Origin of the sequence: Arthrobacter echini (genome assembly GCF_008107445.1) — a bacterium.
In the GTDB taxonomy this organism is placed as follows: domain Bacteria; phylum Actinomycetota; class Actinomycetes; order Actinomycetales; family Micrococcaceae; genus Arthrobacter_D; species Arthrobacter_D echini_A.
Map to the genome: position 1 here is coordinate 589,716 of NZ_VSLD01000001.1, position 26,101 is coordinate 615,816.

The 26,101-nt window shown below is 68.5% G+C and carries 26 protein-coding genes and 1 tRNA gene; 17 read left to right on the plus strand and 10 right to left on the minus strand.

Annotation, left to right across the window (positions count from 1 at the left end):
- The first annotated feature begins 117 nt into the window (after positions 1-117).
- A complete protein-coding gene (locus FQ377_RS02790; protein ID WP_262364229.1) occupies positions 118-894 on the plus strand; it encodes a sulfite exporter TauE/SafE family protein in 777 nt (258 codons plus the stop codon).
- Between the two features lie 12 nt (positions 895-906).
- On the opposite strand, the gene FQ377_RS02795 is transcribed toward FQ377_RS02790, so the two are convergent.
- The gene (locus FQ377_RS02795) at positions 907-1,569 is read right to left on the minus strand and encodes a pyridoxine/pyridoxamine 5'-phosphate oxidase (RefSeq protein ID WP_148599696.1); all 663 of its coding nucleotides are present in this window, start codon (positions 1,567-1,569) and stop codon (positions 907-909) included.
- Between the two features lie 95 nt (positions 1,570-1,664).
- Here FQ377_RS02795 and FQ377_RS02800 point away from each other — a divergent pair, with 95 nt between their 5' ends.
- A complete protein-coding gene (locus FQ377_RS02800; RefSeq protein WP_148599697.1) occupies positions 1,665-2,459 on the plus strand; it encodes a phosphatase PAP2 family protein in 795 nt (264 codons plus the stop codon).
- Positions 2,460-2,470: 11 nt separating this feature from the next.
- Here the strand turns inward: FQ377_RS02800 and FQ377_RS02805 are convergent, their stop codons facing one another.
- Positions 2,471-3,778, minus strand: coding sequence for an outer membrane protein assembly factor BamB family protein (locus tag FQ377_RS02805; RefSeq protein WP_222861823.1), 1,308 nt, complete (start codon positions 3,776-3,778; stop codon positions 2,471-2,473).
- A gap of 139 nt (positions 3,779-3,917) precedes the next feature.
- On the opposite strand from FQ377_RS02805, the gene FQ377_RS02810 reads away from it, so the two are divergent.
- Both FQ377_RS02810 and FQ377_RS02815 read left to right on the plus strand, forming a co-directional pair.
- Positions 3,918-4,340, plus strand: a complete 423-nt coding sequence (locus tag FQ377_RS02810) for a DUF4190 domain-containing protein (protein WP_148599699.1) — start codon at positions 3,918-3,920, stop codon at positions 4,338-4,340.
- 37 nt (positions 4,341-4,377) lie between these two features.
- On the plus strand, positions 4,378-5,196 hold the full coding sequence (locus tag FQ377_RS02815) for a DUF1684 domain-containing protein (RefSeq protein WP_148599700.1): 819 nt from the start codon (positions 4,378-4,380) through the stop codon (positions 5,194-5,196).
- A 116-nt stretch (positions 5,197-5,312) separates the two neighbouring features.
- Here the strand turns inward: FQ377_RS02815 and FQ377_RS02820 are convergent, their stop codons facing one another.
- Entirely contained in the window at positions 5,313-5,834 is a 522-nt protein-coding gene (locus FQ377_RS02820) for a mycothiol transferase (RefSeq protein WP_148599701.1), read from the minus strand.
- A 129-nt stretch (positions 5,835-5,963) separates the two neighbouring features.
- Positions 5,964-6,662 carry a FadR/GntR family transcriptional regulator gene (locus FQ377_RS02825; RefSeq protein ID WP_148599702.1) on the minus strand — a complete coding sequence of 233 codons (699 nt, stop codon included), beginning with the start codon at positions 6,660-6,662 and terminating at the stop codon, positions 5,964-5,966.
- A 75-nt stretch (positions 6,663-6,737) separates the two neighbouring features.
- Here FQ377_RS02825 and FQ377_RS02830 point away from each other — a divergent pair, with 75 nt between their 5' ends.
- Positions 6,738-8,048: an alpha-hydroxy acid oxidase gene (locus FQ377_RS02830; RefSeq protein WP_148599703.1), complete on the plus strand. Its 1,311-nt coding sequence runs from the start codon at positions 6,738-6,740 to the stop codon at positions 8,046-8,048.
- A gap of 98 nt (positions 8,049-8,146) precedes the next feature.
- On the opposite strand, the gene FQ377_RS02835 is transcribed toward FQ377_RS02830, so the two are convergent.
- Together FQ377_RS02835 and FQ377_RS02840 are read right to left on the minus strand one after the other, a co-directional pair.
- Entirely contained in the window at positions 8,147-8,509 is a 363-nt protein-coding gene (locus FQ377_RS02835) for a cupin domain-containing protein (protein ID WP_148599704.1), read from the minus strand.
- Positions 8,510-8,569: 60 nt separating this feature from the next.
- Positions 8,570-9,583, minus strand: a complete 1,014-nt coding sequence (locus FQ377_RS02840) for an alpha/beta fold hydrolase (RefSeq protein ID WP_262364230.1) — start codon at positions 9,581-9,583, stop codon at positions 8,570-8,572.
- Positions 9,584-9,688: 105 nt separating this feature from the next.
- On the opposite strand from FQ377_RS02840, the gene FQ377_RS02845 reads away from it, so the two are divergent.
- The 5 genes from FQ377_RS02845 to FQ377_RS02865 all read left to right on the plus strand — a co-directional run bounded on the left by FQ377_RS02845 (position 9,689) and on the right by FQ377_RS02865 (position 14,015).
- On the plus strand, positions 9,689-9,997 hold the full coding sequence (locus FQ377_RS02845; protein WP_148599705.1) for a hypothetical protein: 309 nt from the start codon (positions 9,689-9,691) through the stop codon (positions 9,995-9,997).
- A gap of 64 nt (positions 9,998-10,061) precedes the next feature.
- The gene (locus FQ377_RS02850; protein ID WP_148599706.1) at positions 10,062-10,856 is read left to right on the plus strand and encodes a hypothetical protein; all 795 of its coding nucleotides are present in this window, start codon (positions 10,062-10,064) and stop codon (positions 10,854-10,856) included.
- Positions 10,857-10,893: 37 nt separating this feature from the next.
- Positions 10,894-12,210, plus strand: a complete 1,317-nt coding sequence (locus FQ377_RS02855; protein ID WP_148599707.1) for an alpha-amylase family glycosyl hydrolase — start codon at positions 10,894-10,896, stop codon at positions 12,208-12,210.
- An 87-nt stretch (positions 12,211-12,297) separates the two neighbouring features.
- Entirely contained in the window at positions 12,298-12,564 is a 267-nt protein-coding gene (locus FQ377_RS02860) for a hypothetical protein (RefSeq protein ID WP_148599708.1), read from the plus strand.
- A gap of 359 nt (positions 12,565-12,923) precedes the next feature.
- On the plus strand, positions 12,924-14,015 hold the full coding sequence (locus tag FQ377_RS02865; RefSeq protein ID WP_148599709.1) for an SDR family oxidoreductase: 1,092 nt from the start codon (positions 12,924-12,926) through the stop codon (positions 14,013-14,015).
- Between the two features lie 169 nt (positions 14,016-14,184).
- On the opposite strand, the gene FQ377_RS02870 is transcribed toward FQ377_RS02865, so the two are convergent.
- Positions 14,185-15,288, minus strand: coding sequence for a PQQ-dependent sugar dehydrogenase (locus tag FQ377_RS02870; RefSeq protein ID WP_262364231.1), 1,104 nt, complete (start codon positions 15,286-15,288; stop codon positions 14,185-14,187).
- A gap of 152 nt (positions 15,289-15,440) precedes the next feature.
- A tRNA-Ala gene (locus FQ377_RS02875) sits at positions 15,441-15,513 on the minus strand.
- A gap of 106 nt (positions 15,514-15,619) precedes the next feature.
- On the opposite strand from FQ377_RS02875, the gene FQ377_RS02880 reads away from it, so the two are divergent.
- The 3 genes from FQ377_RS02880 (at position 15,620) to FQ377_RS02890 (ending at position 20,693) form a co-directional block, all read left to right on the plus strand.
- On the plus strand, positions 15,620-17,209 hold the full coding sequence (locus FQ377_RS02880; RefSeq protein ID WP_148599710.1) for a DHA2 family efflux MFS transporter permease subunit: 1,590 nt from the start codon (positions 15,620-15,622) through the stop codon (positions 17,207-17,209).
- Between the two features lie 9 nt (positions 17,210-17,218).
- Complete coding sequence (locus FQ377_RS02885; RefSeq protein ID WP_148599711.1) at positions 17,219-18,709, plus strand: S10 family peptidase; 1,491 nt, start codon at positions 17,219-17,221, stop codon at positions 18,707-18,709.
- 184 nt (positions 18,710-18,893) lie between these two features.
- Positions 18,894-20,693 (plus strand): glycoside hydrolase family 15 protein, encoded by a 1,800-nt coding sequence (locus tag FQ377_RS02890; protein WP_148599712.1) that lies wholly within the window; start codon positions 18,894-18,896, stop codon positions 20,691-20,693.
- 20 nt (positions 20,694-20,713) lie between these two features.
- Here the strand turns inward: FQ377_RS02890 and FQ377_RS02895 are convergent, their stop codons facing one another.
- Entirely contained in the window at positions 20,714-21,214 is a 501-nt protein-coding gene (locus FQ377_RS02895; protein WP_148599713.1) for a DUF456 domain-containing protein, read from the minus strand.
- Positions 21,215-21,340: 126 nt separating this feature from the next.
- Between FQ377_RS02895 and FQ377_RS15090 the strand changes: the two genes are divergently transcribed.
- Entirely contained in the window at positions 21,341-22,351 is a 1,011-nt protein-coding gene (locus FQ377_RS15090) for a hypothetical protein (RefSeq protein ID WP_262364232.1), read from the plus strand.
- 74 nt (positions 22,352-22,425) lie between these two features.
- Here the strand turns inward: FQ377_RS15090 and FQ377_RS02905 are convergent, their stop codons facing one another.
- Positions 22,426-23,343: an SDR family oxidoreductase gene (locus tag FQ377_RS02905; RefSeq protein WP_148599714.1), complete on the minus strand. Its 918-nt coding sequence runs from the start codon at positions 23,341-23,343 to the stop codon at positions 22,426-22,428.
- Between the two features lie 363 nt (positions 23,344-23,706).
- On the opposite strand from FQ377_RS02905, the gene FQ377_RS02910 reads away from it, so the two are divergent.
- The 3 genes from FQ377_RS02910 (at position 23,707) to FQ377_RS02920 (ending at position 26,098) form a co-directional block, all read left to right on the plus strand.
- Complete coding sequence (locus tag FQ377_RS02910) at positions 23,707-24,336, plus strand: flavin reductase family protein (RefSeq protein ID WP_148599715.1); 630 nt, start codon at positions 23,707-23,709, stop codon at positions 24,334-24,336.
- 113 nt (positions 24,337-24,449) lie between these two features.
- Entirely contained in the window at positions 24,450-25,532 is a 1,083-nt protein-coding gene (locus FQ377_RS02915) for a fatty acid desaturase family protein (RefSeq protein ID WP_148599716.1), read from the plus strand.
- Positions 25,533-25,606: 74 nt separating this feature from the next.
- Positions 25,607-26,098, plus strand: coding sequence for a nucleoside deaminase (locus FQ377_RS02920; RefSeq protein ID WP_148599717.1), 492 nt, complete (start codon positions 25,607-25,609; stop codon positions 26,096-26,098).
- Positions 26,099-26,101: the final 3 nt, after the last annotated feature.

Genomic DNA, 26,101 nt, shown 5'->3' on the forward strand with positions numbered 1-26,101 from the left:
GCCGGTCCGATCGTGGGACTTTCGCTAGGCTGAGGACCGGCGGAGCCGATGCTGTGGGCATCGCCTCCGCCGGTCCGTGGTTCCGCCTCCTGTCCCGTTCGAGAGGACATCCCCCGCGTGCTCGAAGTTCTCGTCATCCTCGCCGCAGCCTTCTGGGCGGGCATGATCAACGTGGTGGTGGGCTCCGGCACGCTGGTCACTTTTCCCACCCTGCTGCTCTTCGGCTATCCACCGATCGTCGCGAACATCTCCAACAGCATCGGGATCGTGGGTGGTGGGCTCTCCGGATCCTGGGGTTATCGTCGCGAGATCGCGGCGAACAAGCGACTCCTGCTCAGGCTCCTTCCCCTCTCGGTCCTCGGCGGTCTTGCCGGTGCCCTGCTGCTACTGGTCCTGCCCCCGGAGGCCTTCCAGGCCATCGTGCCCGCGCTCATCGTCCTGGGCCTGGTCATGGTGGCGGTGGCGCCCCGGGTCCAGCGGGCGGCGGCGGCGAAGGGGGGTCAGACGGCGCCCGACGCGGCGCCCTCCCGACGTCGGGCCCTGCTCCTGCTCGTGGGCATCGGCCTGCTCGGTGTGTACGGCGGGTACTTCGGCGCCGCCCAGGGCATCCTGATCGTGGGCCTGATGAGCCTGGTCACGATGGAGAGCCTGCAGCGGATCAACGCCATCAAGAATGTGCTGACCACGGTGGTGAACGGCGTCGCCGCGCTCACCTTCATGGTGGCCGCCCCCGAGTCCATCGACTGGACGGTGGTGCTGCTCATCGCCGTCGGCGCCACCCTCGGCGGGCTCGTCGGGGCGCGGGTGGGCCGCCGGCTGTCGCCCCTCACGCTGCGGATCACCATCCTCGTGATCGGCACACTCGCCCTCGTTCGCATTGTCTTCTTCAGCTGAGCGACCAGCGCCTCACGGCCAGAGCAGCTCCCTGCGCCATCCCGCACCGAACCGGGTGTACAGCAGCCGTGTATGGAGTCTCTGCTGGTCGGCCTGCCAGAACTCCACCTCGTCCGGGGCCACCGTGAAGACGGTCCAGGTGGTCGACGCGATGCCGTCCGCCGCCTCGAGCCGCTGTACCTGCTCGTCGACGGCGGCATCGAGCACCCGGCGGCTGTCCATCACCTCGCTCTGCCCTCCGGCGAGCACCAGGGCACGGGCCACGGGGTGGCGCCGCTGGAAATCGGCGTCGTTCTCCTCGGTGGTGCCGATCGACACGGCACCCCGGATGCGCACCTGCCGCCCGACGGCCGGCCAGAAGAACGTCAGCGCCGCCGCGGGATTCGCCCTCAGCTGGCGTCCCTTGGGACTGTCGCTGCTCGAGGCGACCTGCCATCCGGCCTGGGTCAGGTCCTTCAGGATCACCACGCGCGCATCCGGCATGCCGTCGTCGCCCACCGTGGACAGCGTGACGGCGTGCGGCGCCGCGACGTCGTCCGCGACCGCCTGCCTCAACCACGTGAAGAACAGCTCGATCGGCGACTCCGGCGCCGCCCCCGGATCGAAGAACGGCATCTCGTCCGGGAAGACGGGAACACCTCGGACCACGTCGCGGATCAGCTCTGGCTCACTCATGGCGCCAGCCTAACCCGCGACACCGTCCGGTGGAACGGCCTTCCACGCATCGCCGACGGACCACCCGGACGCCCGGATCGGCATAGGCTCGGTGGATGCCGGCACACCAGGACCAGTACGTGGGAACCCGGGACCTCACGTGGTGGCGGACACCCGTGGGGCGTCTCCTCGTTCGCAGCCTCGCACCCCTCATCCGGTGGATCGGCCCGCATGCCGCGCTGCTGCTCATCGTCGGCATCGGGGGTGGGATCGTGGCGGCGCTGACGGCGGCGTCGGCCGAGGTGTACGAGGCGGTGGTGGAGTCCGACGGCGTCGCGGCACTGGACAGGCCCGCCCTGGAGCTCGCGATGTCGCTGCGGCAGGACTGGTTCAGCGCCTTCATGACGGGGTACACCAACCTCGGCGGGCCTATCGGCATGCCCGTCCTCGCCCTTGGCATCATGGTGCTGCTCGCGGTCCGACGCCGATCCTGGACACCGGTGATCCTCATCCCGGCTGCCGCGTTCGGCTCCCTCCTCATGACCGTCGCGGGCAAGGACGCCATCGGCCGGCTCCGCCCGCCCCAGGAATTCGCCGTGCCGCCCTACGAGACCTCGCCGTCGTTCCCCAGCGGTCATGCGCTCAACGCGCTGGTGATCGCCGGGATCGTGGCGTATCTGCTCGTGGTGCGCCGGCACCGCAGACGCACCCGGGTTCTGGTCGTGGCGCTGGCCCTGGTCTTCGCGGCCACGATGGGGCTGAGCCGCGTGTACCTCGGGCACCACTGGCTCACCGATGTCCTGGTGGCGTGGACGCTCGGCATCGCCTGGCTCGCCGTCGTCATCACCGCACACCGGCTGTTCCTGACCTTCCGCCTCCACCGGGCGACGGCGGAGGAGGACGCCGCCTGACCGCCCGCCTATCAGGACCCGGGGGTAGTCCCGTCCTCGGCGCCGGCGAAGCCGCCGTCCCCGCCGATGGGGAGGATGTAGATCGTGGCGTTCTGGCTGGCCACCACCAGCTTCGTGCCGTCCACGATCACAGGTCCCATCGGGGCGAGGACGCCGTCGAGGTCCACCCTGCCCTGAATTTCCCCAGTCCGCGGATCCAGCGCGAACACGGCTCCCTTCACCGTGCCGAAGTACACGGACCGACCGTTGGTGGCAGGAGCGCCCTTCACGGCCCCGGTGGGTGCGTGCCAGAGCTGTTCGCCGGACTGCAGATCGTAGGCGTAGGACTCCTTGGTGGTGGGGCTCCCCACGAACACCGTGCCCTCGTCGATCATCGGGGCACCGGAGCGGTTGTTGGAGCCCACAGGGCCGCTCCCGAGATCGTGGCGCCACGCGATCTCGCCGGTCGCGGCATCCAGTGCCAGGAGTTCGTGCGTCTCCCCCACGATCTCGTCCGCGTCGTCCCTGACCGCGTGCATCAGCGTGGTGACCACCAGGCCGTCGGCGACGGCCGGCGGAACATCGTCGAGCCCGGCGGTGGCCGCCGGGATCTCCGTGCGCCACGCGAAGTCCTTCGCCTCGGTGTCGTACGCATAGACGCGGCTGGGCGTGGTGCTCCCGCCACCGAAGTAGAGCACGCCGTCGGCAGCTGCGGGAGAGGACATGCTCACCCAGTTGGGCAGCGCCTCCACCGTGCGTTCCTCGCCTGTATCCGGATCCAGCTCGTAGAGGTGCTTGTCCCCGGTGACCGCGTACAGCGAACCATCGACCAGCGCCGGGGTCGGCATCACGGCGCCCTCGGTGTCGTAGCGCCACAGCGGCTTCCCCGTCGCGGCATCCAGGCTCAGCAGGCCGCTCTCGCCGAGTCCGCGAACCCGGTTGTCGCCCGGCTCCCATTCCGGCTCGAGGCGGTTGCCGAAGCCCACGTAGATCCGCCCGTCCTGGTAGATCATCTCCGAGTGCACCCAGTTGGGCGCCTTCTGCTGCCAGATCAGCGCGCCGGTGACCAGATCGAAGGCCTGCAGCTCACCCGAGTCGTGATTGCCCACGAACATCTTCCCCGCGGCGATCACCGGCGTGGACCGGACCTGGTTGGCCGTGGCGATGGCACCCGTACGGATCTCCGTCAGGCCGCTGGTCACACTCGCGTTGTTCGTCGCGGCGCTGCGGTACTGGGTCCACTCCGAGGACTCGACCACCCGTGGGGTGTCGAGGACGAGTCCGAGCGCGACGATCCCGAGAAGCGCGGCAGTGGCGGCGATCAACCGGATGAATGTCATCTCTGGAATATACCCGTCACGAGGCGCATTGCTCCAGGACAGGAGTACCCGGATGCGCGGGAGGGCGGGACGCGGCATGATGAGGTACACGAGCAGGTGCTGCGGTACACCCGAAGAGCAGTCGAGCAGGAGGACCACCATGTCCCAGGATCCCTACGGCACCGAGAACCGGTCCCCCGGCGGACACGAGAACCCCTACGACGGCGGTGCGCACAGGGCGCAGGGCGTCGACGCGCCGTATCGACCGGAGGAGTATCGCGGGTCCTACCAGCCGTACCAATCCGGGTTCTACCAACCGTCCTACGAGCGGCTGGAGGGGGAGAAAGCGGCGCAGCTCTCCCTCATCTTCGGCCTGGTGGGATTCTTCGTCGCGGGCATCGTCTTCGGACCGCTCGCCATCTGGCAGGCCAGGAAGGCCGAGGGCTTCGGTGTGCCCGCGACGGCCGGGAAGATCCTCGGCTGGATCACCACCATCCTGTACGGACTGGCGATCCTCGCGGGCATCCTCTTCGTCGTCATCGTCATTGCGGGCTTCGGAGCGGCCGCGAGCTACAGCAACTGAGCCCCGACTCCTCGACCTGCCGCTCACGAAGGACATCATGGACGCCCCTACCCCGATCGCCGAGGAACGCTGGCAGCATTTCCGGGACAGGCGCGACGCCGAGCTCGCCGAGCCGCACGGCTGGCTGACGCTCGCCTCCCTGCAGTGGCTGAGCCATGAGCCCTCCACCGTGGACCTGGTCCCAGGACTCTGGGCATCCGAGGATGGTCGGGCGCGCCTGCTGGCCGAAGCCGCGGACGGGCTCACGGAGCTTTCCAGCGGCGGCCCCGTGGAGGGCGCCATCACCGCTGCGCTCGACGACGAGGAGTCCCTCTCGTGGGTCTCCTACGGCGGGGAGGACGGACACCGGATCGTGGTGGAGTTGGCCCGCCGGGCGGATCGGTACGCCATCCGCACCCGCGACGCACTCGCGCCCACCCTGACGGACTTCAGCGGCGTGCCCGTCTTCGGGTACCGGCCCGATCTCGTCCTGAAGGGCCGCTTCGAGCCCTATCCCGCCCCCCTCGTGGAGCAGATCACGACGGCGCACCCGGAGGTCCCCGGACTGCAGACCAGCGTGGGCGACATCGTCTTCTCCCTGCTGGACGGTCCGCAGGAGATCCGGCTCAAGGCCTCCCGCGACGCCACGGGCGCTCTGTCCATCACCTTCCACGACTCGACCAACGGCACCACCACGGCACCCTGGCGGAGGCTCACGACGCCGGCACCCGGCCCGGAGGGTGCTGTGGTCCTGGACTTCAACCGGGCGATCAACTACCCCAGCGCGTTCACGGCCTTCGGCACGTGTCCCATGCCTGTGACCTCGAACGTGATCGACGGACCGATCGAGGCGGGAGAACAGCAGCCCCGCGGCTGACGGGCAGTGCGCAGGTCCGGGCTGCAGTGTGCGGGCACGAGCTGCAGTCCGCCGGCTCAGTCGTCGGCGCGCGGGCTCAGTCGACGGTGCACAGGGTCAGTCGGCAGCGCGCAGACTCAGTCCGTCGGGTCTCCGGCCAGGATGATCCCCCGCGCGTAGGCGGCCTGGCCGGCATGCTGCACGGCGTCGTCGAGCATGCTCACGAGCCGCACCAGCAGGGTCACGGGTGGGTCCCACCGCTCGTCCACCACCCGCTGCAGGTCCTCCTCCCGCAGTCCGGCGACCAGCGTCACGGCCAGGCGATGAACGGCGTCGAAGTAGTCCAGCAGCTGCTGCGCCGACCCCACCTGCACGGCATCCACCTGGTCCGCTGTGTGGCCGAAGCCGGTGTCCTCGGGCTCCAGCGATAGATCCCAACGCCCCGCATAGCCCTCGGCACGCCAGATCTCGGGATGCCCGAAGGCCTCGGCCAGATGGGCGTCCTGCACGCGGGTCAGATGCCAGACGAGCCACCCCACGGGGTTCGCGGAACCGCCCGGACGCACCGTCAGCTGGGCAGCGTCGAGATCCCCGACGGCGCCGCGCACCAGATCGGGGAGGCGTCCGAAAGCTTCGGTCAGGACGTCGACGGCGCTCATGCCCGGCCCCGCCCGGTCGGGGCAGCGCCCAGGATCTGCGGGGTGTACTCCATGGTCGGCTCCTCGTCCATCGGGTGTGCGGCGTTCCACTTCCTGCAGTGTAGGCCCGGATCCCCGCCATCCATCGAGTCATGTACCGGCGCTGCCATGCACCCCGGACTCCTGGTAGAAGCCCTCGATGTGCTCACGGACCAGCGCTGCTGCATACGCGCCGTCATCGGACAGGATCGCCTCGAGGATGGCCCGGTGCTCGCGCCGCAGCCGCCCGGACGTGGCTTCCCAGTCCGGAAGACCCGTGGTGAGGCGCTGGGTGTACTCGGCGATGGAGCCGCGGAGGGAGCCCATCATGGCTCCGATCAGCACATTGCCCGTGGCTTCGGCGAGCGCCACGTGGAAGAGCGCGTCCCGCTCGAGGAACCCGGCAGGGCCGTCGTCGTGCGCATCCATCTCGTCGAGGAGCGCCGTAGCGCTCCGGAGCGCGGGCGACTCCGGCGAGGCGTGCGCCGCGGCCCAGGTCTCGAGCAGCAGCCGGGTCTGAACGATGTCGCCGACGGGCAGATGCGTGCTCGCCACGTGGAGCCGCAGTGCCGAGTCGAGGGCGAGGGCGGGGTTGGCCGTGATGATCGTCCCGGCCTGCGGTCCCGATCCGACGCCGGCCCGCACGACGCCCAGGGCCTCCAGGACGCGGGTGCCCTCGCGCACCGACGCCCGTGAGATGTTCAGCTGCTCGGCCATGGCACGCTCTCCAGGCAGGCGCGAGCCGATGGCCAGGCGACCGGCGCCGAGTTCACCCTCGAGCCATACCGAGACCACCTGGTGATTGCGCATGGCGCCAGCATAGCTTGTGTGGTCCGACCACATGGCCGTAGAGTCTGCCTGACCAACGGCCCACGTCCCGCGACGATGCCCGACGACGAGCGAAGGCACCCCATGCAGCTTCCTTCACGACCATCCGTCCCTCCGGCCCTGCGGCGCAGGATCCCCAGCGTGGGCGATCTCGCACCCCTCATGCAGTTCAAGCGGCCCGAGCTCGGGACGGCCGCCCGGCTGCGGCGGGCCCACACCATCTGGGATCTGCGCGAGCAGGCCAAGCGGCGCACCCCCACGGCACCCTTCGACTACACCGATGGCGCGGCCGAGGCGGAGATCTCCCTGCGCCGGGCCCGCGAGGCCTTCCTCGACCTGGAGTTCCGGCCGGGGATCCTTCGCGACGTGGAGACCGTCAGCACCACCACGCCCATCCTCGGGCAGACCTCAGCGCTGCCCTTCGGCATAGCACCCACGGGCTTCACCCGCATGATGCAGTCGGAGGGGGAGTACGCCGGATCGCAGGCAGCCGAGGCCGCCGGCATCCCGTACACGCTCTCCACCATGGGCACCGCGTCCATCGAGGACGTGGCACAGGCAGCACCTGGCGGGCGCAACTGGTTCCAGCTGTATCTCTGGACGGATCGGGAGCGCTCCCTGGAGCTGATCCGACGCGCCGCCGCCGCGGGGAACGACACCCTGATGGTCACGGTGGACACCGCCGTCGCCGGGGCCCGCCTCCGCGACGTCCGCAACGGCATGACCATCCCGCCCGCCCTGACGCTGAAGACCGTGGTCGATGCCTCCTACCGGCCCGCCTGGTGGTACAACTTCCTCACCCACGAACCGCTCTCCTTCGCCTCGCTCTCGCGCTACTCCGGCACGGTGGCCGACCTCATCAACTCCATGTTCGACCCCACCCTCACGTTCGAGGATCTCGACTGGCTGCGCGGGGTATGGAAGGGCAATCTGGTGGTCAAGGGGATCCAGACGCTCGACGACGCGAAGAAGGCCGTGGACCACGGGGCCGACGGCATCATCCTCTCCAACCACGGTGGCCGCCAGCTGGACCGGGCCCCGATCCCCCTGCACCTGTTGCCCCACGTTGCCGCCGAACTCAAGGGCAGGACGGCCATCATCCTCGACACCGGCATCATGAGCGGCGGGGATATCGTGGCCGCCATCGCCCTCGGAGCGGACTTCACCCTCATTGGCCGCGCCTATCTCTACGGGCTCATGGCCGGTGGCCGCAGGGGCGTGGATCGCACCATCGACATCCTCGGTTCGCAGACCGCCCGCACCATGCAGCTGCTCGGCGTCAACAGGGTCGAGGATCTGACACCCGATCACGTGCACCTGCTGGGATCTGCCGCATCCGATGTCGGGCAGGTGGCGCTGACGCGGTAGTGCTCGTGGCTCGCTGAGGACCCTACGCCGCCGAAACTGCGGACATCACCGACCGGCGCCCTCCGAGCCGGTCGCTTCTGCTGTCTCGACAGGAGAAGTCATAGTTCCTGCAGATCGGCCGTCCGATCTCCGCCCGCATCGCCGGTGTTGACCGTTCCCTTGGGCTCGAACAGGAGCGCAGAGACCTCCTCGTCCGCACGGGGACAGTGCTCGACGCCGGCGGGGACCACGAACACATCGTCAGGACCGAGCTCCACGTCGCGGTCGCGGAGCTGGATGGTCAGCCGGCCGCTGCGCACCAGGAAGAGTTCGTCTGTGTCCGGGTGGGTGTGCCAGACGAATTCGCCCTGCAGCTTCACCACCTTCACGTCGTAGTCGTTGATACTGGTGAGCCGGTGCGGCTGCCAGTGCTCCGAGATCAGGTCGAGGGCGGCGGAGACATTGCGGACGTCGGATTCCATTCCTCCATCATGACCGACCACGCGCCTGCTGCCGTGGAGGTCATCGATGCTCGACGCAGCCTAGGTCCTGCCTCGCCCGCGGGCCTCGGCCTGCTGCTCACGGCCCGTCTCCACGAGGTGGTCGCTGTCCGTCTTGTTGCCCTTGAACTCGATCGCGATCCCCTGGAGCTCGGCGGCCAGAGCGCGGGCCCGCTCGCCGGGGCTGAGGGATGCGGCCTCCTTCGGCAGCTCGGGTACGACGGCGATCGCACCGCCGTCGCCCGCTTCCCGATCAGCGGCAGAGGCCACCGCGGGATGATCCGCGAGGTGCCCGCTCGCGTGGCGTACGCACATGGCTGCCACCTCACGGGCATGCGCGTGCATCACCGAGTGCGCTGCACCCTCGATCTCGACCACGGTGGCGGTCTCGAACGCCCGGCCGAAAGCCGTCACCCACGGACGGGGGCACACGGCGTCGTGCTCGCCGCGGATGATCAGCGTGGGGGTCCGGACGCGGGCGGCGGTGCGCTCGATGGGATACGTCATCATGCGCGGGAGGATCTTGAAGAACCAGCCGAAGCCGCAGGTCAGATAGGCCACCACGGCGAGGAAGGTGACGCGGAAGGGTTCGTGCCGCGCCGAGCGCAGGAAGCGCACCGCCTGGACCGGGAGGGAGCGCGCCGCCGCGTCGATGACGGGGCTGATCAGCACCAGGCTCGACAGGCCGGACTGGTCGGCCGCGAGGTCCGCGCAGATCTGCGCGCCCATGGAGTGACCGACCACGATCGGGTCCTCGAGGCCGAGCTCGTCGATGGCAGCACCGACGAGCTCGCCGAACTGGCTGATGGAGAGCGCGGTCCGGGCGTGCGGGACGCCGCCGAAGCCCGGCAGATCCAGTGCATACACCGGCCCGAACTGCCTCAGATGGGGCGCGAGCTGTTCGAAATAGTGCGAGGACACCCCGATGCCCGGCACGAGGACGAACGCGCGCTCACCTTCCTCGCCCACGGAGGTGGCACGCGCCCACAGGCCGTTCCGGTGGATCCGCTGCACGGTGATGTCCGGACCGGCGTCCGATCCTCCCAATTTCGCCACATCTCATTCTCGGACAGGAGCACACGAAAGCCCCAATCGGGCTTATCATGCATCCAGTGGCTCCGTCCCGGGCGGGCGAGGAGCACGGGCCCGCAGGAGACGGCGATGCAGCGTAGGCGGAGGCAGTACCCCCTGGGGTACCGGCGTGCGCGATCCCTGGTGGTCGTGATCGCCATGTTCTGGTTGTGGCTGTGGTTCGGCGGTGCCGCCACGCTCGGACTTCTCCACGGGTCGCCGGTCCATGAGGTGCTCGCGGTGTACGGGCTCGCCGTCGTCGTCCTCGTCTCGATCCCCGCCGCTCTGCTCGCCGTCGCGACGCTGGTCCTCACGCACCCGCGGGCAACGGTGGTGCGGCTGCCGGCAACCACCGCCTCACAGGCCGGCGCCCGACGCCTCGATGGGAAAGCCTCCTGAGGCAGGCACTCGTTGTAGCCTTGCCGGAGCGGGCCGTGGGCCCGGCGGTCGTCGAAGGAACCCCATGCCACGTTCAGCAGCACCCCTCACAGGACTCGCCCTTGCAGCCCTCCTCGCCCTGAGTGCCTGCTCCTCCAGCACGGAGGACGAGCCGGCCGGAGACACGACGGCGGAGGCCACGGCGTCCGCGAGCGCCACGGCAGCGAGCACGGCCGAGGCCAGCGTCGGCGCCGGCGTGGAGACCACGGCAACCCCCGGCGCCGGTGCGGGATCCTACTCCTCGGAGGAGCTCACCACCATCCTCGGAATGGTGGAGCTCCCCGACGGCTCGGCACTGCAGGTCCTGCCCACGGAGCAGCTGGACCAGAGCATGGAGCTCGCCCGCGAATTCCTCGATTCCGTGGAGATCATGCCCGAGGAGTGCGGGGTGTTCGTCTCGAACACCCTCGAAACGCCCGAGGGCGCCGGGTACGCCACGGGGGTGGCGATGTCCGACGGCGACGCCGTCCAGACGGTCGTCTCGCTGGCCTCCTCCACGGACACCGCCTTCGCCGAGGACCGGATCGAGGCCTCGGACGACGCCCTGGACGCCTGCTCGACCTTCAGCGTGGAGACACAGGGGCTCACGGTCGACCAGGAAGTGGAGCGTCTCGAGGCGACGACCGACGCGGACCGGACCTTCGGCACCCTGACGCACCAGTCGTCGGCGGATGCCGGCGAGCAGGAAACGATGACCGTGGTCGGGCTCCGCGGAGACCTTGCGGTGACGGCCCTCCGGACGGCGCAGGGCTCCGTCCCCGAGGGTTCCCAGGAGGAGCTGCAGGAGCTGATCGACGCCACGCTTGAAGCAGCCCGCTAGCAGTGCCCGTGGGCCGGAGACGACGGAAGGCAGCACAGTGACCGAACCCGACTGGGTGCAGCACGCCATCTGGTGGCAGGTCTATCCCCTGGGCTTCGTGGGCGCGGAGAAGGCGGCCACCTCGGACCCCGCAGCCCCGCACCGGCTGCTGGATCTCGTGGGATGGCTCGACTACGCCGTGGAGCTCGGCGCCTCCGGACTGGCTCTGGGCCCCATTTTCGCGTCGGAGACCCATGGCTACGACACCACCGACTATTTCGCCGTCGACTACCGCCTGGGCACGCTCGAGGATGTGGACACCCTGTTCGCCGAGGCGCACCGGCGCGGGCTGCGGATCCTGCTCGACGGCGTCTTCAACCACGTGGGACGATCCTTCGCGCCATTCCAGGAGGTCCTGGCAGCCGGCCCGGAGGCGGGGACGGCGTCGTGGTTCTCGCTCGACTGGCCCGACGGTGCGGGGCCCGGCGTCGAGCCCGGGTACCGCGACTTCGAGGGCCACCACCACCTCGTGGCACTGAACCATGCGGAGCCCGCCGTCACGGATCTCGTCGTCGAGGTCATGCAGTTCTGGCTGGACCGGGGCGCGGACGGCTGGCGGCTCGATGCCGCCTACGCCGTCCCGGCCTCATTCTGGGCGGAGGTGACCGCCCGTGTGCGGGTCAGCCATCCGGAGGCCTACTTCGTCGGGGAGTACATCCACGGGGACTATGCGGCGGAGGTCGCTGCCGGCGGGCTCGATTCGGCCACCCAGTACGAGCTGTGGAAGGCCGTCTGGAGTTCCCTGAACGACGGAAACTTCTTCGAGCTCGCCGCTGCGCTCGACCGGCACACTGTGCTCCTGGGCTCCTTCGCCCCGCTCACCTTCGTGGGCAACCACGACGTGACCCGCATCAGCAGCAAGCTCGACGACGCCCGGCTGCTACCGCTCGCGCTCGTGGTCCTCCTCACCGTGGGCGGCACACCGTCCGTGTACTACGGGGACGAGCAGGGCTATCGCGGCGTCAAGGAGGATCGGATCGGGGGCGACGACGACATCCGGCCGCTCTTCCCGCCGTCGCCGGAGGACCTCTCGGCGATCGGGCAGCCCGTCTTCGCGCTGCACCAGGAGCTCATCGGACTTCGGCGCCGCCACCCCTGGCTGCACCGCGCGACGACCGAGGTGCTGCAGCTCTCCAACGAGGTCCTCTCCTACCGTGCCGTCGACGGTGACGATTCACTCATGGTGGCGCTCAATCTGTCCGGTGCCGAGCAGCGTGTCGACGCCGGGGGTGCATCCACCGTGCTGGGTGGTCAGGCAGCGGTCGACAATGGTGCGGTGATCCTGCCGCCGCAGGGCTGGGGCGTCCTGGACTGAGGGCGGGCTCCGGCTCGGGCCCGGCGATACTCGACCGCCGGCTCATCGAGAGGATAATGGACGGACACGCACAGCAGAGGGGGATCGATGGGCCAGGACGAACCGGATACGGACCCGGGGTTGATCACCTTCACGCCGTGGCCGCGCCCTATCCCCTCGCACGTGCTCGGTGGCCTCAAGAAGGTCCTGCTCGTGGTCGTGATCCTCGTGGGGGTCCAGCAATTGTTCCCGTCCACCACCCTTGGATCCTCGTTGAGCAGCACCTTCAGCCTGCTGGTGGTACTGTCCTGGCTCGGGCCGATCGGGCGTGTCCTGGCCTCCCGGCCCTGGGCGAGGAAATCCGCGGAGGACTGACCGTCCTGGTGCCAGGACTCGCCCACCGATTTCCTGAGTGATCGAACTCGACCAGTACACGTCCGTCCGCCAGACGTTAGCGGCAGCGCAGAGAGTTGCGTCCTGGGCAACGCTCAGACTTGCCGCCTCAGATCGCAGCAGCTGACGAGTGCATCGTCGACGCCAGTCAGATCGGTTCACGTGGCGACGTAGAGTGAGTCCCTCGATTCTGGCTCTGTGGGTCCCGCATGATCTGCCGGGGTCAGATTGTTCGGGATACAGCACCACAGCGAGATGTCAGGTGAGAAGGTTCTTCATGAGCCCGTCTTCCGCCACAGGCTCACGTGACTCATTAGCAACCACGGGAACGAGAACACACTATGGCAAACTCCGCTCAGGATATCGGCTCCCCGCAGTACCCCGTCGCCCTGGTGGTGGGGGCCAGCGGCATCGCCGGTTCGGCGATCGTCGAGCAGCTGACCCGCACGGAGGGCTGGGAGGTGCTCGCCCTCTCCCGCAACCCGGTCTCCGGCAGTACGGCCCGACACATCGGCGCCGATCTCCGTTCCCCGGAGAGCATCGCTGCGGCCCTGAACGGCGAGAGGCCCACGCACGTGTTCTTCACCGCCTGGTCCCGCCAGGAGACCGAGCAGCAGAACATCGAGGTTAACGCCGGGATGCTGCGCAACCTCCTGACCGCTCTGAACCGTGCCCCGGTGGAGCACATTGCGCTGATGACGGGGCTCAAGCACTACCTGGGCCCGTTCGATGCGTACGGCAAGGGAAAGATGCCCGACACCCCGTTCCGGGAGGACGAGCCGCGACTGCCGGTGGAGAACTTCTACTACGCCCAGGAGGACGAGCTGTGGACCGCCGCTGCACGCCAGGGCTTCCGCTGGTCGGTGCACCGGGCTCACACGGTGATCGGCTACGCGGTGGGCAATGCCATGAACATGGGCCTGACCCTGGCAGTGCAGGCCTCGATCTGCCGGGAGACCGGCCGCCCATTCGCTTTCCCCGGCTCAGAGACCCAGTGGAACAGCCTCGTCGACATGACCGACGGGTCGTTGCTGGCAGAGCAGATGGTCTGGGCCGCGACGGAGGCCCCCGGGAGCGAGGCCTACAACATCGTCAACGGCGACGTCTTCCGGTGGCGGTGGATGTGGCCGAAGCTGGCGGCCTGGTTCGGGGTCGAGTGGGAGGGCTTCTCCGGGGAGCCGCGGCCCCTGGAGGAGCAGATGCGCGGCTCCGAGGACGTCTGGGCCAGGATCGTGGAGGAGCATGGCCTCGTTGAACCCGACCTCGCGCGCGTGGCCTCCTGGTGGCACACGGACGCCGATCTCGGCCGCCCCATCGAAGTGGTCGCCGACATGAGCAAGAGCAGGCTCGCCGGGTTCACCGGCTACCGGCGCACCCAGGACTCCTTCATCGACCTGTTCGACCGCTACCGCGCCGAGCACGTCATACCCTGACGCCCAGGTGCGGACCTCGGACAACACTCAGGTTTCTCTCCGGACCCGATCGAGGCGACGCGCAGTGTCGAACAGTTCGCTCGTCATCTGAACGTGGTCTGGGTCCGCGAAGACATCCTGCGCCTGGGCGAAGAACGAGGATGGATGAGGCGTCGACGTCCACCGCGCACTAGCCTGCGGCAGCGGGATCCAGCCGCAGCACGCGGTCGTCGTCCTGTCCCGGGTCGCCGCGACCGTCGGTGTTGTTGGTGAGCACCCGAAGCGTGCCGTCCGGGGCGACGGCGACATCGCGGAGCCTGCCGTACTCCCCGACGAGGTGCTCGGTCGAGGCGGAGGTATCCTCCAGCGGCACCTCGCGCAGCCGCTCGCCCCGCAGATTCGCGATCCAGATGCTGCCCTCCGCGATCGCCATTCCACTGGGACTGGCGTCCGCCGGAGCCCACTGCTGCACGGGGTCCACGAAGCGGTCGTCGTCGGCCATCCCCTCCACGACCGGCCAGCCGTAGTTCCGGCCGGGCTCGATGATGTTGAGCTCGTCCCAGGTGTCCTGCCCGAACTCGGAGGCATACAGTGTGCCGTCGTCGTCCCACGCCAGGCCCTGCGGATTGCGGTGCCCGTAGCTGTACACCGGGGATCCATCGAACGGGTTGTCCTCCGGCACGTCGCCGTCCGGGGTGAGACGCAGGATCTTGCCCGACAGCGAATTGCGGTCCTGGGCCGCCTCGCGGTTCCCGGCGTCGCCCACCGTCACGTACAGCATCCCGTCAGGTCCGAACGCGATCCGCCCGCCGTTGTGGGTTCGCGCCGAGGCGATACCGTCAAGGATGGTCTCCGGTTCACCGAGACCGAGCGAGCCAGGTGCGCCGGTCAGCTCGTAGCGCTCCACCCGGTTCTCATCCCCAGCGGTGAAGTAGGCGAACAGGTCATCGTCGCGGACGGCGAGTCCCAGCAGGCCGCCCTCGCCCATCGGCGTCGCCGCGTCGATGGTCGCGATCTCGCGCTGCTCGCCGTCGGCCGTGAGCTCGAGGATCCGGCCCGAATCCCGCTCGCTGACCAAGGCGGTGTCCCCATCGACGACGAACGACCACGGCGCATCGAGACCCGACGCGATGGTCGAGATGTCGAAACCACCGGGACGCGCCGAGGACGAGGCATCCGGCTGCCCCGATGAGGACTGACCGGGGTTCGTCGTGCACCCGGTCAGCAGCGTCATCATCAGAACGGGTGCCAGCACTGTGGCCGCACCGCGCCAGGCCGGGATCGACGTTCTCATGCTGATCCTTCCGTCAGGGCTTCGAGGCACGGGTACGCAGTGACGCCTGTGTCGTCAACGCTAAACAGCCGGCGCCGCGGGCGGAAGGCCCCTCGATACAGCAGAACCCCGATGCGCTCTCGCACATCGGGGTTCTGGGACGTCGTCGTGGGTGGAGCTTAGGGGAATCGAACCCCTGACCTTTTCATTGCGAACGAAACGCTCTACCAACTGAGCTAAAGCCCCGGATACTACCCACCACACTGTACCCACGAGGACGGCCTGGGCCCAAAGTCGCGCCACCGCATCGCAGCCGGGCGAACTGTCGGATGCCGGGCGTAGTCTTCTCCCCATGTCCAGCACCCCCCGGGCGCACGCCCCTGCCGTAGTCGAGAACGACGACATCAGGCCCTGGCCCGCGCTCTGGTCGCTCGTCATCGGCTTCTTCATGATCCTCGTCGATTCGACCATCGTCTCCGTCGCGACCCCCGCGATCATGGAGGGCCTCGGCGCCGGCATCGACAGCGTCATCTGGGTGACCAGCGCCTATCTGCTGGCCTACGCCGTCCCGCTGCTCGTGACCGGCAGGCTCGGCGACCGGTTCGGGCCCAAGCGCATCTACCTCGTGGGCCTGGTGGTCTTCACCCTCTCCAGCGCGTGGTGCGGCCTGGCCGGATCCGTCGAGATCCTCATCCTGGCCCGTGTTCTGCAGGGACTCGGCGCCGCCCTCATGACCCCGCAGACCATGTCGGTCATCACCCGGATCTTCCCGCCCGAGCGCCGCGGTGCCGCCATGGGCCTGTGGGGTTCGGTGGCCGGTATCGCCACCCTCGTGGGCCCGGTGCTCGGCGGACTGCTCGTGGATTCCGCCGGCTGGGAGTGGATCTTCTTCATCAACGTGCCGGTGGGCGTGGTGGGCTTCATCCTCGCCGCGCGCCTCGTGCCCACCCTGCCGACGACGGCGCACCGTTTCGACATGCTCGGGGTGTTCCTCAGCGCCGCAGGGCTCTTTTGCCTGGTCTTCGGCATCCAGGAGGGGGAGACCTACGACTGGGGCACCATCGCCGGCCCGCTGTCCGTCTGGTCGCTGATCATCACCGGCATCGTGCTGCTCGTCGCGTTCGTCATCTGGCAGCGGATTAACAGGGGAGAGCCGCTGCTTCCGCTGAAACTCTTCAGGGATCGCAACTTCTCCCTCGCCAACACCTCCATCACCGCCATGGGCTTCTCCATCACCACCATGACACTGCCCCTGATGCTCTACGCGCAGACGGTCCGCGGGCTCTCCCCCACCCAGGCGGCACTCCTGCTGACGCCGATGGCCGTCATCTCCGGCGTCCTCGCCCCCTTCATCGGCCGGTTCGTCCAGCGGAGCGATCCGAAGTACCTGGCCGTGGCCGCATTCGCCGGAATGTCCGGCGCCCTCTTCTGGCTGGGCTCCATCCTCACCACGGATGTACCGATCTGGATGCTGCTGCTGCCCGTCTCGCTGCTGGGCCTCTCCAGTGCGGGGATCTGGGCGCCCGTGTCACTCACCGCAACCCGCAATCTCGCCCCATCCCTTGCCGGAGCCGGCTCCGGTGTCTACAACACCACCCGCCAGATGGGCGCGGTGCTCGGCAGTGCTGCCATCGCCGCCATCATGCAGTCACGCCTCATGGTCAATGTGGGCGGAGGCGCCATGAGCGCCACACCGGGTGCGGATCTGCCGGACGAGGCAAAGGCCGCGTACGCGCTCTCGATGGGCCAGTCCCTCTATCTCCCGGCCACCGTGGTCATCATCGGATTCCTGGCCGCCCTCTTCTTCGCCAAGCCGCAGCAGAATCGCATCTGGGAGGAGGACACAGGGTCGGTGGGCAAGGCCGGTCCCGTGGCGGAGGCGCAGGCCGGGACGACGACGACGACAGACACCCCAGCTGTTGCCTCGGAGAACTACCGGTAGGCTGCTGCCATGGCTGATGAGACGCAGGACACACGTGACCCGGTGAAGGACCAGCAGGACGGCGGGCAGGCCAAGGAGGTATCCGACGACTTCGCGGTACGCGAGCACACCTCGCCCTCCGGCCTGAGGTACACGACGACCACGGGGCGCCTGGTCCTGCGGCGCGAGGAGACGAAGGACGGCAAGGCCGACGGCTTCAAGCCCAAGGCCGAGATCTTCCTCGTCGCCTACACCAAGGAGGACCCCGAGCCCGGCAGGCCCGTGACGTTCGCCTTCAACGGCGGTCCAGGCTCGGCCTCCGTCTGGCTGCACCTGGGTCTGCTCGGTCCGCGCCTCGTGGACTCCGGCGACGTCGGCTCCATGACCCCGGCGCCCTTCGGTCTGGTCGACAACCCGGACAGCCTGCTCGAATCCAGTGACCTGGTCATGATCGACCCGGTGAACACCGGCTTCTCCCGTGTGGTCGAGGGCGAGACGGCGGACGAGTTCCACGCCTTCGTGCAGGACAGGGACCTCGTGGCCGAGGTGATCCGCCTCTGGACCACCCGCAACAATCGCTGGCTCTCCCCCAAGTACCTCGTGGGCGAGTCCTACGGCACACTACGTGCCGTCGCGGTGGCCGGACGCCTCTTCGACGCCTACGGTATGGCCGTCAACGGCTTGGGACTCATCTCCACGGTGCTGAACATGTCCACCCTGCGCTTCTTCCCCGGGAGCGATCTGCCCTACGCCCTGCACATCCCCACCTACGCCGCCATCGCGCACTTCCACGGTCGTCATGGCGATCGCGAGCTGGACGACGTCGTCCGCGAGGCGGAGGACTTCGCCGCCCGCGACTTCGGTTATGCCCTGACCCAGGGCAGCCGGCTGAGCTCCGCGGAGTACGACGAGGTCGTCGCCCGCCTCCACGCGATCACCACGCTCGACGAGGGCTTCATCCGCAGGACGAATCTGCGCTGGGCCTATCACGAGTTCGCGGCCGAGCTCCTGCGCCCCGACGGACTCGCGGTGGGACGCATCGACGGCCGCTTCGCGGGGAGGCCCGAGAATCTGCAGGCCTCCGATGCGTTCGACGACCCGAGCCTGCGGGCCATCACAGGACCGTACTCGGCGGCGATGAACCACTACGTCAGGGCTGAACTCGGGTACGAGAACGATCTGCCCTACGAGATCCTGACGGCGCGCGTGCACCCGTGGAGCTACCGCACCTTCGAGGGTGCGCCCGTGGACGTCTCGGGCGTCCTGGAGCGGCTCATGGTCCACAATCCGGCGCTCCGGGTGCATGTGGACTACGGCTATCACGACGGCGCCACGCCGCACTTCGCAGCCGAATACGTGTGGGCGCACATGAATCTCGACGACGCGGCACGCGCCCGCTTCACGCACCATTACCACCGGGCCGGACACATGATGTATCTCAATCCGCAAGCCAGGGATGCACAACTCAGCGCGCTGCGGGCCTTCGTCTCCCCAGCAGGATCCGGACAGGAACAACCGTAGGATGGGACCACCGGTGGCAGCAGCTGCCGGGCCCGAACAGAAGGACACACCATGTTGAGAAGAATCCTCTGGGCCGTGGTGCCCCTCATCGCCTCCCGCATCATGAGAAAGCGTCGCGGCGGCCAGCAGTCCGACGGCGGCCGCAACGGATCCTCGGACCGCTAGCAGAAGGCGGGAACGGATCATGGCCGTCCGGGACGACGCCGGCTTTGCCGACATCCGCTCCTACGCCGCGATCGGCGACGGACGCACTGTGGCCCTCGTGGCCCTCGACGGTTCGATCGACTGGTACCCCACGCCGGATCTCGACTCGACGCCGTCCTTCGCGCGCCTGCTCGACGCCCGTGAAGGCTTTCTCTCGCTCGCTCCGGCCGGTGAATACACTACGGACCGCCGCTACGTGGACGGAACCAACGTCCTCGAGACCACCTACACCACCGCCGGTGGCACTGCCCGCGTCACGGACTCGCTCAACACGGGTGTGGCGGGCAGGCTGCCCTGGGGTGAGCTGGCCCGGCGCGTCGACGGACTGACGGGGGCGGTGGACATGGCGTGGAGCATCACGCCGGGATCCTGCTTCGGCACAGCCTCGGCCTGGATCGACGGCACGTCCGATCAGCCCATCCTGCGCATCGACGGGGTGGGGCTCGCGATCTGCGGCATCGACCACGGGCCCAGGACGCCCGAGGGCCGGACGGTGGAGGGCAGGTTCACCACCTCGGAGGGGTCCCGGCACCTCGTCGCCGTCGTGTCCACGCATGACGAACCTCTCCCCCTCCCGGACCCGCGGACCATCGACGACGGCGTCGATCGCACCATCCGCAACTGGCAGGCGTGGTCCGATACGGTCGACTACACCGGCGACTACCGACGCGAGGTGCTGCGAAGCGCCCTCGCCCTCAAGCTCCTGCTGCACAGCCCGTCCGGTTCCATCGCGGCCGCCGCAACCACCTCCCTGCCGGAGAGCGCCGGGGGCGGCAAGAACTGGGACTACCGCTACGCGTGGGTGAGGGACACTGCCTACACGCTCCATGCGCTCACCCGGGTGGGGCTGCGCGAGGAAGTACACGCCGCCGTCTCCTGGATGCTGAAGAATCTCCGCTCGCAGGGCTCGGACCTCGAGGTGTTCACGCGCCTGAACGGCAGTACGCCGGAGGGCACGAACAACCCCGATCTCACCGGCTGGAGGAACAACGGTCCGGTGGTGGACGGCAATCCGGCTGCGGGGCAGTTGCAGCTGGGCGTCTTCGGTGACCTCTTCGACCTCATCTGGCAGTACGTCCAGTCGGGTCACGTGCTCGATCCAACCACCATGCGGCAGCTCGCCGAGATCGCGGATCTCACCTGCGACATCTGGCAGAGCCGTGATGCAGGGATCTGGGAACTGCCTGAGGAGCGCCACTACGTCAGCTCGAAACTGGGCTGCTGGAACGCACTCAAGTGCGCCGTCCTGCTCGCGGAGCGTGGTCAGCTGCATGGCCCGGTGGACCGGTGGATCGCCGAGCGCGACCGCATCCGGGCCTGGGTCAACGAGAACGGCTGGTCCGAGGAGCGGCAGAGCTACATCTGGTATCCGGGCTCCACCGAGTTGGACGCCTCGATCCTGCTGCACGCGATGAGCGGCTTCGACACCGGGGACCGGATGTCCTCCACGATCGACGCGCTGCGCAGCGAACTGGGCGCCGGTCCGCTCCTCTACCGCTACAGCGGCATGCAGGAGGAAGAAGCCACCTTCGTGGCCTGCGCCTACTGGACGGTGTCCGCCCTCGCAGCAGTGGGACGCCGGGACGAGGCGGTGGAGCTCATGGAGGAGCTCCTGCCGCTGGCCAACGACGTCGGCATCCTTGCAGAGATGATCGAACCCTCCGACAACGCGTTCATGGGGAACATCCCGCAGGGCCTGAGCCACCTCGCACTGATCCACGCGGCGCTGACCCTCTCCACCGACGGCTCACCGGAAGGTCAGGGCGCCGACCCCACCTGAGCGGTTTTGGCCCCGGAACCTCAGATCGTGGCGAAGTAGACCCAGACGCCGATCACCCAGGTGGTTGCCGCGAGGCAGGCGAGGCCCAGCTCGGCCAGGATGCCGAGCCCTGTGGCCCTGAGGGCATGGACACTGGAGCTCAGTGCGGCACCCGGGGCCCGTTGCCGGGCGTACTCGCTCGCAAAGAGCCCGACGGCGAAGCCGACGAACAGGCCGACCACGGGAATCACGAAGAGGCCCACGATCCCGGCGAGCACGCCGATGGTCACCGATCTGCCCGGGATCTCCCGCTGCCGGAGGCTGCGTCCGGTGAGGACCAGGCCCGCGGAGAGACCGGCACCCGCCAGCACCGTGCCGATGGCGAAGACCACCCAGCCCTCGACGCTGGCCACGGCCAGTGCCCAGACGAGCAGTGCCGCGATGACGAGGATGCTGCCGGGGAGCACCGGGATGACGATGCCTGCGATCCCCACGGCGATGAGCAGACCACAGACCACTGTCATGACCACCTGGAGCTCCATGCCTCCAGTCTCGCATCCCGGCTCACGGCAGCGGCCCGGCCTGATCCCTCAGCGCTGGGGATGGAATAGTCTGGGAAAAAATGAGCAACCTTAGTGAGCCCGAGGGCGCCGAGACCAGGAGGACCAGTGAGCACACCAGGAGCAGGGAACAGCGACGAGTCACGCAGCGGGTCGCGGCGGGACGGGGACGAGCACCCGGACACCCCGGAGACCCCCACGCGGTCGATGGATCTGGGGGGCTCGAGCCGCGGCTCGAGTGTGGCCGGGACCGCGCGCGGAACGGACGAGGACGATAACGACGCCGGCGACTACGTGCCGGGCATGTACTCCGACGCGCCGCGCGACACCGACGAGGACACCGGGTATCAGCCCGCACCGGTCTCCGCCTCGAAGGACGCGCATGCCTCGACGCGCGAACCGACCACGCAGGAGCACACCCAGGTGGCCCCGGTCACCGCGACGCGATCGTTCGGTGGTACAGGAGCCGGATCGGACGACCGGGGGCGGAACCGAGTGGCGCAGCGTCCGGACGGTACCGGATCGGCGACGCCGAGCGTGGAGGACCGCAAGGTGCTGCACCAGCGCGAGAAGGAACACTTCGGCGGCATGAAGTTCGGCTCGGCGTTCTTCGGCTGGCTCACGGCGACGGGCATGTTCGTGCTGCTCTCGGCTCTCATCGGGGCCGTGGCAGCCCTGTTCGGCGCGGGCGCCGATCTCTCTGCTGCCGACCTCACGAGCGGTTCCGGTGAGGTCCAGGCAGCAGGGATCACGGCCGCCGTGGTCCTCGGCGCCGCCCTGCTGGTCTCCTACTACGCCGGTGGGTATGTCGCCGGTCGCATGGCCCGCTTCAGCGGCGCCAAGCAGGGCGTGGCCGTGTGGCTCTGGGCGGTCATCGTCGCCGTCGTCGTGACCGTCATCGGCCTGATCGTCGGGAACCAGGCGAATGTCACGGACCAGTTCCAGGACCTGAATCTGCCGTCCATCGCGGAGCTCACCGTCCCCGGCCTCATCAGCCTGCTCGTCGTCGCGGCGGTCGCCCTCCTCGGCGCGGTGCTCGGCGGTCTCGCCGGGATGCGCTACCACCGCAGGATCGACCGGACCGACTTCGACGCCGTCGCCGACACCGCGGGCCGGTGACCACGACTGGCCGGCCGTAGACGGAACAGGCCCCGACTCCACGGAGTCGGGGCCTGTTCCGTCTGGGTGGATGCTCAGGGCGAGGGCATGCCGCCGTTCACGTTCAGCGTCTCGCCGATCACGTAGCTCGCTTCGGACGACGCCAGGAAGACGTACGCCGGGGCCAATTCGGTCGGCTGGCCGGCGCGTCCCAGCGGGGTGGCCTTCCCGAACTCCGGGAGCGCCTCGGCCGGCTGTCCGCCGGAGGGCTGCAGGGGGGTCCAGATGGGTCCCGGCGCCACAGCGTTCACACGGATCCCCTTGGGGGCGAGCTGCTGCCCGAGTCCCTTGGTGAAGTTGTTGATCGCGGCCTTCGTGCTGGCGTAGTCCACCAGCGTCGGTGAGGGCTCGTACGCCTGGATGGAAGTGCTGTTGATGATCGCGGATCCGGGCTGCAGGTGCTTGAGCGCCTCCCTGGTCACGCGGAAGAACGAGTAGATGTTGGTCTTGAAGGTGTGGTCGAGCTGCTCGTCGGTCAGTTCCTCCAGCGACTCGACCGCCACCTGCTTGCCGGCGTTGTTGACGAGGATGTCCAGCCCGCCCAGCCCGTCCACCGCCTGCTGCACCAGCGACACGCAGTACCCGGCGTCCTTGAGGTCGCCTGGGATGCAGACCGCGGTGCGGCCCTCTGCCTCGATGAGCTCCTTGACGGTCTGCGCGTCCTCCTCCTCCTCGGGAAGATAGGACATGGCGACGTCGGCGCCCTCCCGCGCGTAGGCGATGGCCACTGCCGCGCCGATCCCGGAGTCCGCGCCGGTGATGAGGGCCTTGCGGCCCTTCAGTCGTCCCGTGCCGCGGTAGGAGGTCTCCCCGCGATCGGCTCTGGGCTCCAGATCGGATTCCAGCCCGGGCTCAGCGGTGTGCTCCGCTGCGGGTGTGATGCTCTCGAAGCGCGTTACCGGGTTCTGGAAGGTGTACTGGTCGGTCGATCCTGCTGTGCTCTCGGACGTCATGGGTGTTCTCCCTGTGCAGAGTGCGTGTCGGGCCGTGAGGCTCCGGAGGGGTCGGCGGCGCAGTCATAGAAACTAAGCCTGCTGATAATTCTAGAGCCGCGCCGGGTCGCGGACAAGTTCCCTGTGCAGCAACACGGCAGCCCGGACGGAGCGGCGGGAAGGGACCGGAGGAGGTGCGGGAGCGTCAGAAGAGAACGGAGAAGAACCCGGCCCCGATACCGAGGACCAGGGCGACGACGACGAGCCAGACGATGGGTGTGCTGAGCTTACGCATGTAGTTCATGGTGGGGTCAGTCTAGCTGTCGGGCGTCCGGCCAGGAGCTCGGTGCCGGACGCCGGGCCGGATGCCGTTAGGCTGCATCCATGCGCAGAGACGTGATCCCGGACCCCGAGTCCAGCCGGGTGTTCTACAAGTTCCTCACCTCCGTCGTCGTCCCGCGACCCATCGCATGGATCTCCTCGACCTCGGCCGACGGCGTCGACAATCTCGCACCCCACTCCTTCTTCACCGTCGCCTCGGTGAACCCGCCGATCGTTCAGTTCACCTCCGTGGGCGTGAAGGACTCGGTGCGCAACATCAGGGCCACGGGCGAGTTCGTGGTCAGTTTCACGCCCGAAAACCTGTTCGAGGCCGTCAATGCCACCGGCACCAACTTCCCGCCCGAGGTCAGCGAGTTCGATGCCGCCGGCCTTACCCGCGAGCCGAGCACCACGGTGGCACCACCCCGGGTCCTCGAGTCACCCGCTGCCCTCGAGTGCCGCCTGCACTCGATCCAGGAGATGGGCGACTGCACGCTCGTCTTCGGCGAGGTACTGCACGCGGTGGTCTCCGAGGACATGCTCGACGACGATCTGCCCGACGTCGAGGCGCTCAAGCCGCTGTCCCGACTCGGGAAGAACGAGTGGGGTGCTCTCGGCGAGGTCCTCCGGATCACCCGCATCCCGGTGGAGGAGTGGCCCCGGGACTACGACGGCCCCGAGCACAAGCGCTGATCCGACCCATACTCGTTCAGGAGCTGCTCAGGGTATCCCCATATACTGGGACCATCTGCGGGTTAGCACCCCACCCCTTGGCTGGGAAGCCTTCCGCTACCCCCAGGGATCTCATGAGCATTGCTGCTGCCCCCCGCACCGTTCGCATCTCCAAGCCGAACGACGTCGTCGCCTCCTACTCCGTGCTGCTGAAGCAGGTGCGCAAGGAGGGTCTGCTGAACCGTCGCCGGCGCTTCTACGTCTCGGTGTTCGCACTGCTGACGCTGGCCATGGGTGCCGCCTGGACCGGTTTCGCCCTGCTGGGTGATACCTGGTTCCAGCTGCTCATCGCCGCGGCCCTCGGCGTCGTCCTCACGCAGGTGGCCTTCCTCGCCCATGAGGCCTCCCATCGGCAGATCTTCAAGACGCGCGGCGCCAACGACTGGTCGGGGCGCATCCTCGCCGCCGGCGTCGTGGGCATCAGCTACGCCTGGTGGATGGACAAGCACACCCGGCACCACAATGATCCCAATACCAAGGGCAAGGATCCGGACATCGAGGTGGACACCATCTCGTTCCTGGAGGAGGACGCGGCGAAGGCCAAAGGCATCCAGGCGTGGATCACGCGCCGCCAGGGGTACCTGTTCTTCCCGCTGCTGACCATGGAGGGGATCAACCTCCACGCCCGCTCGATGGGCACCCTCTTCGCGCGCCGTGAGATCAAGGGCCGCTGGGTGGAGCTGGCCCTGCTCGGCGCACGCTTCGGCGCCTACCTCACCATCCTGTTCTGGTTCCTCCCCGTAGGTATGGCATTCGCGTTCCTCGGCGTGCAGCTCGCCGTCTTCGGGGTCTACATGGGCGCGAGCTTCGCGCCGAACCACAAGGGCATGCCCGTGGTGCCCAAGGACAGCAAACTGGACTTCTTCCAGAAGCAGGTCCTCACCTCACGCAACATCCGTGGCGGCTCATTCGTGAACAACGCCTTCGGCGGTCTGAACTTCCAGATCGAGCACCACCTCTTCCCGGACATGCCGCGCCCGCACCTGCGCCGCGCCGCCGTCATCGTCAAGGAGCACTGCGAACGACTCCGCGTGCCCTACACCGAAGTAGGCGTCGCGGCGTCCTACGGCGCCGTCGTGTCCTACCTGAACCGTGTGGGCCTCGCCGCACGGGACCCCTTCGACTGCCCCATGATCAACCGCTACCGCCGCCCCTGAGGACACGGCCGGCAGAGTCTGTCCAGCCCTCGTCCGGGCGGTTCGACCGGCGCCGTCGCACCTAGGATCGGATCATGACTACCGACTCGTCCGTCGAACCCGATCCGTCTCTCGTGCAGCGTTCCGTCGATCTCGCCCTCGAGAACGTCGACGCCGGAGGCAAGCCGTTCGCGTGCCTCGTGGTGCGCGACGGCGAGACCCTCCTGGAAGCGACGAACCAGGTGGCGCAGACCGGAGATGTCACCGCCCATGCCGAGATCGAGGCCTTGCGCCGCGCGGCCGAGCGCGGTCTGACAGACCTGAGCGACTGTGACATCTACATCACCGCCCATCCGTGTCCCATGTGCCTGGGGGCCCTCTACTACGCGCAGCCCCGCTCGGTGATCTACGCCGCGACGCGGGAGCAGGAGAACGAGCACTACGAGGACGGCAACAGGTACATGACCCTCGCCACGTTCTACGACGAGTTCCCGCTGGAACCCGAGGACCGGCAGCTGCCGATGCTTCAGGGCCGTTCCGAGGACCCGGCGGCCCCCTTCAGGAGCTGGACCGAGCAGAACGGCTGAGAG

Bases quoted from the DNA above. Each gene is read 5' to 3' on its own strand.
- FQ377_RS02880 (WP_148599710.1), top strand. From the start codon at position 15,620: ATGTCCAGCACCCCCCGGGCGCACGCCCCTGCCGTAGTCGAGAACGAC.
- FQ377_RS02800 (WP_148599697.1), top strand. From the start codon at position 1,665: ATGCCGGCACACCAGGACCAGTACGTGGGAACCCGGGACCTCACGTGG.
- FQ377_RS02915 (WP_148599716.1), top strand. From the start codon at position 24,450: ATGAGCATTGCTGCTGCCCCCCGCACCGTTCGCATCTCCAAGCCGAAC.
- FQ377_RS02895 (WP_148599713.1), bottom strand. From the start codon at position 21,214: ATGGAGCTCCAGGTGGTCATGACAGTGGTCTGTGGTCTGCTCATCGCC.
- FQ377_RS02795 (WP_148599696.1), bottom strand. From the start codon at position 1,569: ATGAGTGAGCCAGAGCTGATCCGCGACGTGGTCCGAGGTGTTCCCGTC.
- FQ377_RS02845 (WP_148599705.1), top strand. From the start codon at position 9,689: ATGCAGCGTAGGCGGAGGCAGTACCCCCTGGGGTACCGGCGTGCGCGA.
- FQ377_RS02920 (WP_148599717.1), top strand. From the start codon at position 25,607: ATGACTACCGACTCGTCCGTCGAACCCGATCCGTCTCTCGTGCAGCGT.
- FQ377_RS02825 (WP_148599702.1), bottom strand. From the start codon at position 6,662: ATGCGCAATCACCAGGTGGTCTCGGTATGGCTCGAGGGTGAACTCGGC.
- FQ377_RS02865 (WP_148599709.1), top strand. From the start codon at position 12,924: ATGGCAAACTCCGCTCAGGATATCGGCTCCCCGCAGTACCCCGTCGCC.
- FQ377_RS02850 (WP_148599706.1), top strand. From the start codon at position 10,062: ATGCCACGTTCAGCAGCACCCCTCACAGGACTCGCCCTTGCAGCCCTC.
- FQ377_RS02815 (WP_148599700.1), top strand. From the start codon at position 4,378: ATGGACGCCCCTACCCCGATCGCCGAGGAACGCTGGCAGCATTTCCGG.
- FQ377_RS02885 (WP_148599711.1), top strand. From the start codon at position 17,219: ATGGCTGATGAGACGCAGGACACACGTGACCCGGTGAAGGACCAGCAG.
- FQ377_RS02905 (WP_148599714.1), bottom strand. From the start codon at position 23,343: ATGACGTCCGAGAGCACAGCAGGATCGACCGACCAGTACACCTTCCAG.
- FQ377_RS02870 (WP_262364231.1), bottom strand. From the start codon at position 15,288: ATGAGAACGTCGATCCCGGCCTGGCGCGGTGCGGCCACAGTGCTGGCA.
- FQ377_RS02860 (WP_148599708.1), top strand. From the start codon at position 12,298: ATGGGCCAGGACGAACCGGATACGGACCCGGGGTTGATCACCTTCACG.
- FQ377_RS02820 (WP_148599701.1), bottom strand. From the start codon at position 5,834: ATGAGCGCCGTCGACGTCCTGACCGAAGCTTTCGGACGCCTCCCCGAT.
- FQ377_RS02810 (WP_148599699.1), top strand. From the start codon at position 3,918: ATGTCCCAGGATCCCTACGGCACCGAGAACCGGTCCCCCGGCGGACAC.
- FQ377_RS02910 (WP_148599715.1), top strand. From the start codon at position 23,707: ATGCGCAGAGACGTGATCCCGGACCCCGAGTCCAGCCGGGTGTTCTAC.
- FQ377_RS02890 (WP_148599712.1), top strand. From the start codon at position 18,894: ATGGCCGTCCGGGACGACGCCGGCTTTGCCGACATCCGCTCCTACGCC.
- FQ377_RS02835 (WP_148599704.1), bottom strand. From the start codon at position 8,509: ATGGAATCCGACGTCCGCAATGTCTCCGCCGCCCTCGACCTGATCTCG.
- FQ377_RS02830 (WP_148599703.1), top strand. From the start codon at position 6,738: ATGCCCGACGACGAGCGAAGGCACCCCATGCAGCTTCCTTCACGACCA.
- FQ377_RS02805 (WP_222861823.1), bottom strand. From the start codon at position 3,778: ATGACATTCATCCGGTTGATCGCCGCCACTGCCGCGCTTCTCGGGATC.